The organism is Pseudomonas sp. MT3 (assembly GCF_054720805.1).
Genome location: NZ_JBTVPY010000007.1, coordinates 85,045 through 97,230 on the forward strand (window position 1 = coordinate 85,045; position 12,186 = coordinate 97,230).

The 12,186-nt window shown below is 65.1% G+C and carries 11 protein-coding genes; 8 read left to right on the forward strand and 3 right to left on the reverse strand.

Annotated elements, in window-relative coordinates:
- Window positions 1–12: 12 nt before the first annotated feature.
- From murA to hisC, 4 genes are all read left to right on the forward strand, one after another.
- Complete coding sequence (murA, locus tag ACYCAX_RS09300; protein ID WP_015475840.1) at window positions 13–1,278, forward strand: UDP-N-acetylglucosamine 1-carboxyvinyltransferase; 1,266 nt, start codon at window positions 13–15, stop codon at window positions 1,276–1,278.
- Between the two features lie 14 nt (window positions 1,279–1,292).
- A complete protein-coding gene (gene hisG / locus ACYCAX_RS09305; RefSeq protein ID WP_017518137.1) occupies window positions 1,293–1,928 on the forward strand; it encodes an ATP phosphoribosyltransferase in 636 nt (211 codons plus the stop codon).
- A 122-nt stretch (window positions 1,929–2,050) separates the two neighbouring features.
- Window positions 2,051–3,370, forward strand: coding sequence for a histidinol dehydrogenase (gene hisD, locus ACYCAX_RS09310; RefSeq protein ID WP_460247851.1), 1,320 nt, complete (start codon window positions 2,051–2,053; stop codon window positions 3,368–3,370).
- A 3-nt stretch (window positions 3,371–3,373) separates the two neighbouring features.
- On the forward strand, window positions 3,374–4,429 hold the full coding sequence (hisC, locus tag ACYCAX_RS09315) for a histidinol-phosphate transaminase (protein ID WP_015475843.1): 1,056 nt from the start codon (window positions 3,374–3,376) through the stop codon (window positions 4,427–4,429).
- A 66-nt stretch (window positions 4,430–4,495) separates the two neighbouring features.
- On the opposite strand, the gene algW is transcribed toward hisC, so the two are convergent.
- Entirely contained in the window at window positions 4,496–5,644 is a 1,149-nt protein-coding gene (algW, locus tag ACYCAX_RS09320) for a Do family serine endopeptidase AlgW (protein WP_015475844.1), read from the reverse strand.
- A gap of 113 nt (window positions 5,645–5,757) precedes the next feature.
- Between algW and ACYCAX_RS09325 the strand changes: the two genes are divergently transcribed.
- A complete protein-coding gene (locus ACYCAX_RS09325; RefSeq protein WP_294974792.1) occupies window positions 5,758–6,516 on the forward strand; it encodes a Nif3-like dinuclear metal center hexameric protein in 759 nt (252 codons plus the stop codon).
- 31 nt (window positions 6,517–6,547) lie between these two features.
- On the opposite strand, the gene mltB is transcribed toward ACYCAX_RS09325, so the two are convergent.
- Window positions 6,548–7,654, reverse strand: a complete 1,107-nt coding sequence (mltB, locus tag ACYCAX_RS09330; protein ID WP_015475846.1) for a lytic murein transglycosylase B — start codon at window positions 7,652–7,654, stop codon at window positions 6,548–6,550.
- Between the two features lie 391 nt (window positions 7,655–8,045).
- On the opposite strand from mltB, the gene cysD reads away from it, so the two are divergent.
- Together cysD and cysN are read left to right on the forward strand one after the other, a co-directional pair.
- A complete protein-coding gene (gene cysD / locus ACYCAX_RS09335) occupies window positions 8,046–8,963 on the forward strand; it encodes a sulfate adenylyltransferase subunit CysD (protein ID WP_015475847.1) in 918 nt (305 codons plus the stop codon).
- A 12-nt stretch (window positions 8,964–8,975) separates the two neighbouring features.
- Complete coding sequence (gene cysN / locus ACYCAX_RS09340; protein ID WP_460247853.1) at window positions 8,976–10,877, forward strand: sulfate adenylyltransferase subunit CysN; 1,902 nt, start codon at window positions 8,976–8,978, stop codon at window positions 10,875–10,877.
- A gap of 59 nt (window positions 10,878–10,936) precedes the next feature.
- Here the strand turns inward: cysN and ACYCAX_RS09345 are convergent, their stop codons facing one another.
- Window positions 10,937–11,377, reverse strand: coding sequence for a Z-ring associated ZapG family protein (locus ACYCAX_RS09345; protein ID WP_015475849.1), 441 nt, complete (start codon window positions 11,375–11,377; stop codon window positions 10,937–10,939).
- Between the two features lie 139 nt (window positions 11,378–11,516).
- Here ACYCAX_RS09345 and ACYCAX_RS09350 point away from each other — a divergent pair, with 139 nt between their 5' ends.
- Complete coding sequence (locus ACYCAX_RS09350) at window positions 11,517–12,143, forward strand: alpha/beta hydrolase (protein ID WP_294974804.1); 627 nt, start codon at window positions 11,517–11,519, stop codon at window positions 12,141–12,143.
- Window positions 12,144–12,186: the final 43 nt, after the last annotated feature.

A 12,186-nucleotide genomic window follows, 5' to 3' on the forward strand; every position in this document is an offset into this window, starting at 1 on the left:
GGAAACATTGCAATGGACAAACTGATCATTACCGGCGGCACTCGTCTCGATGGCGAGATCCGCATCTCCGGCGCCAAGAACTCCGCGCTGCCGATCCTTGCCGCGACCCTGCTGGCGGACACTCCGGTGACCGTCTGCAATCTGCCGCACCTGCACGACATCACCACCATGATCGAGCTGTTCGGTCGCATGGGCGTGCAGCCGATCATCGACGAGAAGCTCAACGTCGAAGTCGACGCCAGCACCATCAAGACCCTGGTGGCGCCCTACGAGCTGGTGAAGACCATGCGCGCGTCGATCCTGGTGCTCGGCCCGATGGTCGCCCGCTTCGGCGAAGCCGAAGTCGCGCTGCCCGGCGGCTGCGCCATCGGTTCGCGTCCGGTGGACCTGCACATCCGCGGCCTCGAGGCGATGGGCGCGCAGATCACCGTCGAAGGCGGCTACATCAAGGCCAGGGCCCCGGCCGGCGGCCTGCGTGGCGCGCACTTCTTCTTCGATACCGTCAGCGTGACCGGCACCGAGAACATCATGATGGCCGCCGCACTGGCCAATGGTCGCTCCGTGCTGGAAAACGCCGCGCGCGAGCCCGAGGTCGTCGACCTGGCCAACTGCATCAACGCGATGGGCGGTGACGTCCAGGGCGCCGGCACCGACACCATCGTCATCAACGGCGTGAAGCGCCTGGGCGGCGCCAAGTACAGCGTCATGCCCGACCGCATCGAGACCGGCACCTACCTGGTCGCCGCAGCCGCCACCGGTGGCCGCGTCAAGCTGAAAGACACCGATCCGACCATCCTCGAGGCCGTGCTGGCCAAGCTGGATGAAGCCGGCGCGCACATCAACACCGGCAACAACTGGATCGAGCTGGACATGAAGGGCAACCGGCCGAAGGCGGTGAACATCCGTACCGCGCCGTACCCGGCATTCCCGACCGACATGCAGGCCCAGTTCATCTCCCTGAACGCAGTGGCCGAAGGCACCGGCGCGGTCATCGAGACCGTGTTCGAGAACCGCTTCATGCACGTCTACGAAATGAACCGCATGGGCGCGCAGATCCTGGTCGAAGGCAACACCGCCATCGTCACCGGCGTTCCGCAGCTCAAGGGCGCACCGGTCATGGCGACCGACCTGCGTGCCTCCGCCAGCCTGGTCATCGCCGGCCTGGTAGCCGAAGGCGACACCCTGATCGACCGCATCTACCACATCGACCGTGGCTACGAGTGCATCGAAGAGAAACTGCAACTGCTCGGGGCGAAGATTCGCCGCGTGCCGGGCTAGGGCTGAGCCAGACCATGCTGACGATTGCCCTGTCCAAGGGCCGCATCCTCGACGATACCCTGCCGCTGCTCGCGGCGGCGGGCATCGTGCCGACCGAGAATCCGGACAAGAGCCGCAAGCTGATCATCCCCACCACCCTCGATGACGTGCGTCTGCTGATCGTCCGCGCCACCGACGTGCCGACCTACGTCGAGCACGGCGCCGCCGACCTCGGCGTGGCGGGCAAGGACGTGCTCATGGAGTACGGTGGCCAGGGCCTGTACGAGCCGCTGGACCTGAAGATCGCCAACTGCAAGCTGATGACCGCCGGTGCGGTCGGCGCGCCGGAGCCCAAGGGCCGCCTGCGCGTGGCCACCAAGTTCGTCAACGTCGCCAAGCGCTACTACGCCGAACAGGGCCGCCAGGTCGACGTGATCAAGCTGTACGGCTCGATGGAGCTGGCACCGCTGGTCGGCCTCGCCGACAAGATCATCGATGTGGTCGACACCGGCAATACCCTGCGTGCGAACGGCCTGGAGCCCCAGGAACTGATCGCACACATCAGCTCGCGCCTGGTCGTGAACAAGGCCTCGATGAAGATGCAGCATGCTCGCATCCAGGCGCTGATCGACACCCTGCGCGAAGCGGTGGAGTCTCGACACCGGGCGTAATTCATACCGCGACTTCGGTCGCGGCCGCCTATCCGTGTCATAGCCAAATTTTCTCGGGTGCCCGCACGGTAGGCTTGATAGTCTTGCGGCGCCCGAGAACCTGCCAATTAAAGAGGCCAGCTATGACCGCACCCTTCGCTATCCGTCGACTCAACGCCGCCGATCCGGACTTCGCGCGTCATCTGGACCATCTGCTCTCCTGGGAAAGCGTGTCCGACGATGCCGTGAACCAGCGCGTGCTGGATATCATCGCCGATGTGCGCAGTCGTGGTGACGCGGCGGTCGTGGAGTTCACCCAGCGCTTCGACGGCGTCGAGGCGAAAGCCATGTCCGACCTGATCCTGCCGCGCGAGCGCCTGGAGCTGGCCCTGACCCGCATCACCCCGGCCCAGCGCGAGGCGCTGGAGACGGCCGCCAATCGTGTGCGCAGCTACCACGAGAAGCAGAAGCAGGACTCCTGGCGCTACAGCGAAGCCGACGGCACCGTGCTCGGCCAGCAGGTCACCCCGCTGGACCGCGCCGGCCTGTACGTGCCCGGTGGCAAGGCGTCCTACCCGTCATCCGTGCTGATGAATGCCATCCCGGCCAAGGTTGCCGGCGTCGCCGAAGTGGTGATGGTGGTGCCGACTCCGCGTGGCGAGATCAATGAAATCGTCCTCGCCGCCGCCTGCATCGCCGGTGTCGACCGCGTCTTCACCATCGGTGGCGCCCAGGCCGTGGCCGCGCTGGCCTACGGCACCGAGAGCGTGCCGCAGGTGGACAAGATCGTCGGTCCGGGCAACATCTACGTCGCCACCGCCAAGCGCCACGTGTTCGGCCAGGTCGGCATCGACATGATCGCCGGTCCCTCGGAGATCCTGGTGGTCTGCGATGGCGGCACCGATCCGGACTGGATCGCGATGGACCTGTTCTCCCAGGCCGAGCACGACGAAGACGCCCAGTCGATCCTGGTCAGCCCGGATGCGGCGTTCCTGGATAAAGTCGCCGCCAGCATCGAGAAACTGCTGCCGACGATGGAGCGCGCCGAGATCATCCGCACCTCGCTGAGCAACCGCGGCGCGCTGATCCACGTCGCCGACCAGGAGCAGGCCTGCCAGGTCGCCAACCGTATCGCCCCGGAACACCTGGAGCTGTCGGTGGCCGACCCGGAAAGCTGGCTGCCGAAGATCCGCCACGCCGGCGCCATCTTCATGGGCCGCTACACCGCCGAAGCCCTGGGCGACTACTGCGCCGGGCCGAACCACGTGCTGCCGACTTCCGGCACCGCGCGCTTCTCCTCGCCGCTGGGCGTGTATGACTTCCAGAAGCGATCCTCGATCATCTTCTGCTCCGCGCCGGGCGCTTCCGAGCTGGGCAAGACCGCGTCTATCCTGGCCCGCGGCGAGTCCCTCACCGCTCACGCGCGCAGCGCCGAGTTCCGAATCCTGGAGAAGGGTGAATAAAGAATGAGCAAGTTCTGGAGTCCCTTCGTCAAGGAACTGGTGCCCTACGTACCGGGCGAGCAGCCGAAGCTGGCCAAGCTGGTCAAGTTGAATACCAACGAGAACCCCTATGGCCCGTCGCCGAAGGTGGTCGCCGCGATCCAGGCCGAGCTGAACGACAGTCTGCGCCTGTATCCGGACCCCAACGCCGACCGCTTGAAGCAGAGCATCGCCGAGTACTACGGGGTTAAGTCCTCGCAGGTGTTCGTCGGCAACGGCTCGGACGAAGTCCTGGCGCACGCCTTCCACGGGCTGTTCCAGCACGGCAAGCCGCTGCTGTTCCCCGATGTCAGCTACAGCTTCTACCCGGTCTACTGCGGCCTCTACGGCATCGACTTCGAGGCGGTGCCGCTGGACGAGCAGTTCCAGATTCGTGTGGAAGACTACGCGCGCGCCAACGGCGGCATCATCTTCCCCAACCCCAATGCGCCCACCGGTTGCCTGTTGCCGCTGGAGGCCATCGAACGCCTGCTCACGGCCAATCCGGACACCGTGGTGCTGGTGGACGAGGCCTACGTCGACTTCGGTGGAGAGACGGCGATCGCCCTGGTGAACCGCTACCCGAACCTGCTGGTGGCGCAGACGCTGTCCAAGTCGCGCTCCCTGGCCGGCTTGCGCGTGGGCCTGGCGGTCGGCCACGAAGACCTGATCGAGGCGCTGGAGCGAGTGAAGAACAGCTTCAACTCCTACCCGCTGGATCGCCTGGCCCTGGCCGGCGCGGTGGCGTCCTTCGAGGACCAGGCCTACTTCGAGCAGACCCGCAATGCGGTTATCCACAGCCGCGAGAAGCTGGTGGCCGAATTGAAGACCCTGGGCTTCGACGTGCTGCCCTCGGCGGCGAACTTCATCTTCGCCCGTCATCCGCAGCGCGATGGCGCCGGGCTGGCCGCTGCCCTGCGCGAAGAGGGGGTGATCGTGCGCCACTTCAAGCAGGCGCGCATCGATCAGTTCCTGCGCATCACCATCGGAACCGAGGAACAGAACCAGGCGTTGCTGGATGCGCTGCGCCTGAAACTGTGAGTCTGTCGCGGTAAATGAAAACGGCGCCCTCGGGCGCCGTTTTCATTTCAGGGCTGGGCTCTGGCCTCAGCCGCCGTTGGGCGCCGGCGGCGGACGCAGGCCGACCTCGGCATTGAGCGTCACCGGCTGGCCGTTGCGCAGTACTTCGATGCTGATCTTCTCGCCCGGCTTGGTGCGCGCCACCTGGTTCATCGAGCGGCGGCCGTCGCCGGCGACCTGGCCGTCGATGCTCAGGATGATGTCGCCCGGCAGCAGGCCGGACTTGGCGGCGGGACCATCGCGGTAGACGCCGGCGACGACGATGCCGGCCTTGCCCTTGAGGTCGAAGGACTCCGCCAGTTCCGGGGTCAGCGGCTGCACTTCGACGCCGAGCCAGCCACGGATTACCTGGCCGTGCTCGATGATCGACTGCATGACCTCCAGGGCCAGCTTGGTCGGGATGGCGAAGCCGATGCCCTGGGAGCCGCCGGACTTGGAGAAGATCGCGGTGTTGATGCCGATCAGGTTGCCGTTGGCGTCCACCAGTGCGCCGCCGGAGTTGCCGGGGTTGATCGCCGCGTCGGTCTGGATGAAGTCTTCGTAAGTGTTCAGGCCCAGCTGGTTGCGGCCGGTGGCGCTGATGATGCCCATGGTGACGGTCTGGCCGACGCCGAAGGGGTTGCCGATGGCCAGGCAGACGTCGCCGGTGTGGATGCCGTCGGAACGGCCGAGCAGGATCGAGGGAAGGTCCTTGAGGTCGATCTTCAGCACCGCGAGGTCGGTCTCGGGGTCGCTGCCCACCAGGCGGGCGATGGTTTCGCGGCCGTCGCGCAGCGCCACGATGATCTGGTCGGCGCCGGCGGTCACGTGGTTGTTGGTCAGCAGGTAGCCTTCCGGGCTCATGATCACCGCCGAACCCAGGCTGGACTCCATGCGCTTCTGCTGTGGCAGGTTATCGCCGAAGAAACGACGGAACAGCGGGTCGTCGAGCATCGAGTTGTTCGGCTTGCTGACCATCTTGGTGGTGTACAGGTTGGCCACGGCCGGAGCGGCGCTGCTCACGGCGTCGGCGTAGCTGACCGGGCCCTGCTGGATGCGGCTGAGCAACGGGGCCTGCTGCAGATGCACTTCCTGTTGCGGTAGACCGACCCACTGGGGGTTATGCTGGATGATCAACAGCGCCAACAGGACGCCAACCAGCACGGGCCAGCCGAGGAAACGCAGGGCCTTCAGCATCGAAGAAAATCCTTGGGGTTGCTTGGCCGGGGGATGGCCGATAGGGTGGCGGCCATTATACGGGCGGCGCGCCAAGAAAATAGACGCCCGGAGCCGTGTTTGGAGGAATTTCTATGGCTATCGCACTGAGCACTCTGGTCGAGGAAGCCGACCGCTACCTGGACGCCGCGAAGGTCCAGGATTACTGCCCAAACGGCCTGCAGGTCGAGGGCCGCCCGCAGGTGCGCCGCATCGTTTCCGGCGTGACCGCCAGCCAGGCGCTGCTGGACGCCGCGGTGGAGGCGGACGCCGATGTGGTACTGGTCCACCACGGCTATTTCTGGAAGGGCGAGAATCCCTGCGTGGTCGGTATGAAGCAGCGGCGCCTGAAGACCCTGCTGAACTGCGACATCAGCCTGCTGGCCTATCACTTGCCACTGGACCTGCACCCCGAGGTCGGCAACAACGTGCAGCTCGGCCGCCAGCTCGGCTTCGAGATCGAAGGACCGCTGGAGCCGAGTAATCCGCGCTCCATCGTGCTGGTCGGCTCGCTGCCCGAACCCATGCTGCCGAGCGATCTGGCGATCCATGTGCGCGATGTGCTGGGCCGCGAGCCGCTACTGGTGGAAGGCGAACAGCCGATCCGGCGCATCGCCTGGTGCACCGGTGGCGCCCAGGGCTATATCGATCAGGCGGTCGCTGCCGGCGTGGACGCGTACCTGACCGGGGAAGTCTCCGAGCAGACCGTGCATAGCGCGCGGGAAAACGGCATCAGCTTCATCGCTGCCGGCCACCACGCCACCGAGCGCTACGGTGTGCAGGCGCTGGGCGACTACCTGGCCAAGCGCTTCGCCATCGAACATTTGTTCATCGATTGCCCGAATCCCGCCTGAGGCCGGCAGTGACCGGCCCCACCGGGAGGGCTCAGGGGGTCGTGGCGTAGCGCTGGCGCGCCTGCCCCACTGCCTTGCCCAGCTCCCACACCGCCATCGCGTAATGCGTGCTGTGGTTGTAGCGGGTGATCACGTAGAAGTTCGGCAGGCCGTACCAGTACTGGTAGTTGCGGCCCATGTCCAGGCGCAGCAGGCTGGCCTGCTGATGGCCGTTCAGCGAGCTCTGCGGGCGCAGGCCGACGGCGGACAGGGTGGCGACCGGGTACAGGGTCTTGAAGCCGTCTTCCAGGGAGCGGGCCTGGCCGATGGCGGGCACCGCCACCATGTCGCCGCTGATCCAGCCGTGCTGCTTGAAGTAGTTGGCCACGCTGCCGATGGCGTCGTGCGGGTTCCACAGGTCGATGTGGCCGTCGCCGTTGAAGTCCACCGCGTACTGGGTGAAGGAGGAGGGCATGAACTGCCCATAGCCCATCGCACCGGCATAGGAACCACGCAGGGCCAGCGGATCGTCGCCTTCCTTGCGCGCCTGCAGCAGGAACTGCTCCAGCTCGCCGCTGAAGAACTCGGCACGGCGCGGGTAGGAGAAGGACAGGGTGGCCAGAGCGTCGATGATCCGCGTCTTGCCCATGACGCGACCCCAGCGGGTCTCCACACCGATGATGCCGACGATGATCTCCGGCGGGACGCCATAGGTACGGTAGGCGCGCATCAGGTCGCCTTCGTACTGGTTCCAGAACTGCACGCCGTTCTGCACGTTGTCCGGGGTGATGAACTTCTTCCGGTAGCGCAGCCAGGCGCCGTTCGGCCCGCTGGGTGGCGTGTAGCTCGGCGCCTGGCGGTCCATCAGGCGGATCACCCAGTCCAGTTCTTGTGTCTGGGCAAACAGCTCATGCAGGTCCTGCCGCCTGAAGCCGTGCTGGCTCACCATCCTGTCGATGAAACGATTGGCGTTGGCATTGTTCGCGTAATCGCCGCGCAAGGGGGTGATGGGCTGCACCGAACCGAACGCCGGGTGCGCGCTGGGCGTGATCAGGGTCGGCGCCTTCGGCTTTTGGGCCTGCTGCGGAGCGGGAGTCGGTTTGCTGCTGCACGCTGAAATCAGGACAAGCAAAGGCAGAGCGAGGGCGATGCGGCGCATGGGAAATCTTCTGGGGCAGGAAACGTGCTGGCTATGCTAGCGCAGCGTGCTTCCCAGGCAAGCGCAAGAGGCGAAGTACTGGCGCTCATTCTGTTGCAGAACGCGTTTTCCAGATGATCGGCAGGGGGCGTGCCGGGTTGCTCTCGTGGGCGAGGCGACTCTTTTACCCGAGGTTCGGCGCGATGCGGCATCGGTGCCATCGGTTGCCTGTCATACCTCCGTAGGAATGCGGCCTCGGCCGGTTGTCCGGGGGCTCGACGAGTGAGCGCGGACGGCTATATATGTATATTTTTTCGGTATAAAAGCATCGCCGGTTAGAGTCTTGCGCTGTGTTAGAGTGCGCCCTCGTCTACGGCCCGAAGGCCGTCCATAAGCAATTCCGTGAGTAGCCATGGTCGACAAACTGACGCATCTGAAACAGCTGGAAGCGGAGAGCATCCACATCATCCGCGAGGTCGCCGCCGAGTTCGATAACCCGGTGATGCTGTACTCGATCGGCAAGGACTCTGCCGTGATGCTGCATCTCGCCCGCAAGGCTTTCTTCCCCGGCAAGCTGCCGTTCCCGGTGATGCACGTCGACACTCGCTGGAAGTTCCAGGAGATGTACAGCTTCCGCGACAAGATGGTCAGCGACCTGGGGCTGGACCTGATCACCCACGTCAATCCCGATGGCGTGGCACAGGACATCAACCCCTTCACCCACGGCAGCGCCAAACACACCGACATCATGAAGACCGAAGGCCTCAAACAGGCCCTCGACAAGTACGGCTTCGACGCCGCCTTCGGTGGTGCCCGCCGCGACGAGGAGAAGTCCCGCGCCAAGGAGCGCGTCTACTCCTTCCGCGACAGCAAGCACCGCTGGGACCCGAAGAACCAGCGTCCGGAGCTGTGGAACGTCTACAACGGCAAGGTGAAGAAGGGCGAGTCGATCCGCGTCTTCCCGCTGTCCAACTGGACCGAGCTGGACATCTGGCAATACATCTACCTGGAACAGATCCCGATCGTGCCGCTGTACTTCGCCGAAGAGCGCGAAGTCATCGAGATGAACGGCGCGCTGATCATGATCGACGACGAGCGCATCCTCGAGCACCTCACGCCCGAGCAGAAGGCCAGCATCCAGAAGAAGATGGTGCGTTTCCGCACCCTGGGCTGCTACCCGTTGACCGGCGCGGTGGAGTCCACTGCCACTTCGCTGCCGGAAATCATCCAGGAAATGCTGCTGACGCGAACTTCCGAACGCCAGGGCCGCGTCATCGACCATGACGCCGCCGGCTCGATGGAAGAAAAGAAACGTCAGGGCTACTTCTAAGGTTCTCGCACCATGTCGCATCAATCCGATCTGATCAGCGAGGACATCCTCGCCTACCTGGCCCAGCACGAGCGCAAGGAGCTGTTGCGCTTCCTCACCTGCGGCAACGTCGACGACGGCAAGAGCACCCTGATCGGGCGCCTGCTGCACGATTCCAAGATGATCTATGAAGATCACCTGGAAGCCATTACCCGTGACTCGAAGAAAGTCGGCACCACCGGCGATGACGTCGACCTGGCGCTGCTGGTCGACGGCCTGCAGGCCGAGCGTGAGCAGGGCATCACCATCGACGTGGCGTACCGCTACTTCAGCACCGCCAAGCGCAAGTTCATCATCGCCGACACCCCCGGCCATGAGCAGTACACCCGCAACATGGCCACCGGCGCGTCCACCTGCGACCTGGCCATCATCCTGATCGACGCCCGCTACGGCGTGCAGACCCAGACCCGCCGGCACAGCTTCATCGCCTCGCTGCTGGGCATCAAGCACATCGTCGTCGCCGTCAACAAGATGGACCTGAAGGACTTCGACGAAGGCGTGTTCGAGCAGATCAAGGCCGACTACCTGGCCTTTGCCGAGAAGATCCATCTGAAGACCAGTTCCCTGCACTTCGTGCCGATGTCGGCGCTCAAGGGCGACAACGTGGTCAACAAGTCCGAGCGCTCGCCCTGGTACACCGGCCAGTCGCTGATGGAGATCCTCGAGACCGTTGAGGTGGCGGGCGACCGCAATCTCGACGACATGCGCTTCCCGGTGCAGTACGTCAACCGCCCGAACCTGAACTTCCGCGGCTTCGCCGGCACCCTCGCCAGCGGCATCGTGCGCAAGGGCGACGAAGTCGTGGCCCTGCCGTCGGGCAAGGGCAGCAAGGTCAAGTCCATCGTCACCTTCGAGGGTGAGCTGGAGCAGGCAGGTCCCGGCCAGGCCATCACCCTGACCCTGGAGGACGAGATCGACGTCTCCCGTGGCGACATGCTGGTGCGTGCCGACAACCGTCCACAGGTGACCGACGGCTTCGACGCCATGCTGGTGTGGATGGCCGAAGAGCCGATGCTGCCGGGCAAGAAATACGACATCAAGCGCGCCACCAGCTACGTGCCGGGGTCCATCCCGAGCATTGCCCACAAGGTGGACGTGAACACCCTGGAAGAGACTCCCGCCAGCGAACTCAAACTCAATGAGATCGCCCGCGTGAAAGTCAGCCTGGATGCGCCCATCGCACTGGACGGCTACGGCCAGAACCGCACCACCGGCGCCTTCATCGTCATCGACCGCCTGACCAACGGCACCGTCGGCGCCGGCATGATCATCGCCGCCCCGCAGGCCGGTCACGGCACCGCCACGCACCACGGCGCCAATGCCCATGTCGCTCGTGAAGAGCGCGCCGCGCGCTTCGGCCAGCAGCCGGCCACCGTGCTGTTCAGCGGTCTCTCCGGCGCTGGCAAGAGCACCCTGGCCTACGCCGTGGAGCGCAAGCTGTTCGACATGGGACGTGCGGTCTATGTGCTGGATGGCCAGAACCTGCGTCATGACCTGAACAAGGGCCTGCCGCAGGACCGCGCCGGTCGCAACGAGAACTGGCTGCGCACCGCCCATGTGGCCAAGCAGTTCAACGAAGCCGGTCTCATCAGTCTGTGCGCCTTCGTTGCCCCGAGCGCCGAAGGTCGTGAGCAGGCCAAGTCGCTGATCGGAGCCGAGCGCTTCATCACCGTCTATGTCCAGGCGTCCCCGCAGGTCTGCCGCGAGCGCGATCCGCAGGGCCTGTACGCCGCCGGCCAGGACAACATCCCGGGCGAGTCCTTCCCCTATGACGTGCCGCTGGATGCCGACCTGGTGATCGACACCCAGACCCAGTCGGTGGAAGAGGGTGTCAAGGCGGTCCTCGACCTGCTCCGCCAGCGCGGCGCGATCTGATCGCCCAGCGCTGATGAAAAAGCCCCGCAGATGCGGGGCTTTTCCTACGTAACGGAGACTCAGTATTTGCCTTTCAGCCCATACGTCTCATCCAGCGTACCCGGCCCTTCGCTGGGCTTGGGCGCGTAGTCGCGCGGCGCTTCGTTGTTCGCCGGCGGGGTCAGGCGCTCGCGGCGCTCGGGGTATTCGTCGGCGTGCAGGGCGGCCAGCAGGCGCTGCTTGGTCTGCTCGTCCAGGGCCAGGTGCTCGGCGCCCTCGGACAGGTGATCCTGGACGTCCTGATAGCTCTGGGTGAGCTTCTTCATCAGGCTGGCGGAGGTGCTGAAGTGGGTCACCACTTCGCGCTGGTAGCTATCGAAGCGATCCTGCATGTCGTCCACCTGACGCTGCAGCTTGTTCGGCGCGGCGTTGGGCAGTAGGCGGGCGATCAGGAAACCGATGCCGACCCCGACGATCAGGGCGAGTAGCGGCAGCAACCAGGTGGTGAGGGACTGTTCCACGCGAATCCTTCCTCTATAGACGGCTTTGCTTTACGTTAGCGGCTTGCACCTGTGCTTGTATACCGTGGCGATAGCTTCGCCGCCTGCGCAGGTATTGTGCTAGACGAGACGACCCGCCACGGGGTCACGGAGCTGTTGTTTGACCACCCGCGAAATCCCCCTGTTCCTCGACGGCCCCGACGGCCAACTGGAAGCCCTGCACCTCGCCACGCTCGACGCCAAGGGCGTCGCGCTGATCTGTCATCCGCATCCGCTGTTCGCCGGCACCATGCAGAACAAGGTGGTCGCCACCCTGCAGCGCGCCGCACGGGATGCAGGGTACGCCACCTTGCGTTTCAATTTTCGTGGTGTGGGTCAGAGCGGCGGCGCTTATGCCGAAGGCCGCGGCGAGATCGAGGATGCGCTGGCTGCCGCGCGCTGGCTGGCCGAGCAGCATCCGGGACTGCCGCTGACCCTGATGGGCTTCTCCTTCGGCTCCTGCGTAGCCGGCAACGCCGCCGAGCGCCTGGAAGAGGAGGGCGCTGCGCTGGCGCAACTGTTCATGCTGGCGCCGCCAGTGGAACGCTTCGACGTCGACCTGCCCGAGCGCTGCCCGCTGACGGTGATCCAGCCGGAAGCCGACGAAGTGGTCACGCCCGAACGCGTCTACGCATGGAGCGCCGAACTGACCAGGCCCCACGAACTGATCCGCATCCCCGAGTGCAGCCATTTCTTCCACGGCAAGCTGATCGAGCTCAAGGACCTGATACAGGCCCGGCTCGCCTAGGTTGGCCAGCCGCGTTACCATCCGGCCCGCCATTTCATTTGTG

Bases quoted from the DNA above. Each gene is read 5' to 3' on its own strand.
- cysN (WP_460247853.1), top strand. From the start codon at position 8,976: ATGTCGCATCAATCCGATCTGATCAGCGAGGACATCCTCGCCTACCTG.
- hisG (WP_017518137.1), top strand. From the start codon at position 1,293: ATGCTGACGATTGCCCTGTCCAAGGGCCGCATCCTCGACGATACCCTG.
- algW (WP_015475844.1), bottom strand. From the start codon at position 5,644: ATGCTGAAGGCCCTGCGTTTCCTCGGCTGGCCCGTGCTGGTTGGCGTC.
- murA (WP_015475840.1), top strand. From the start codon at position 13: ATGGACAAACTGATCATTACCGGCGGCACTCGTCTCGATGGCGAGATC.
- hisD (WP_460247851.1), top strand. From the start codon at position 2,051: ATGACCGCACCCTTCGCTATCCGTCGACTCAACGCCGCCGATCCGGAC.
- hisC (WP_015475843.1), top strand. From the start codon at position 3,374: ATGAGCAAGTTCTGGAGTCCCTTCGTCAAGGAACTGGTGCCCTACGTA.
- mltB (WP_015475846.1), bottom strand. From the start codon at position 7,654: ATGCGCCGCATCGCCCTCGCTCTGCCTTTGCTTGTCCTGATTTCAGCG.
- ACYCAX_RS09325 (WP_294974792.1), top strand. From the start codon at position 5,758: ATGGCTATCGCACTGAGCACTCTGGTCGAGGAAGCCGACCGCTACCTG.
- cysD (WP_015475847.1), top strand. From the start codon at position 8,046: ATGGTCGACAAACTGACGCATCTGAAACAGCTGGAAGCGGAGAGCATC.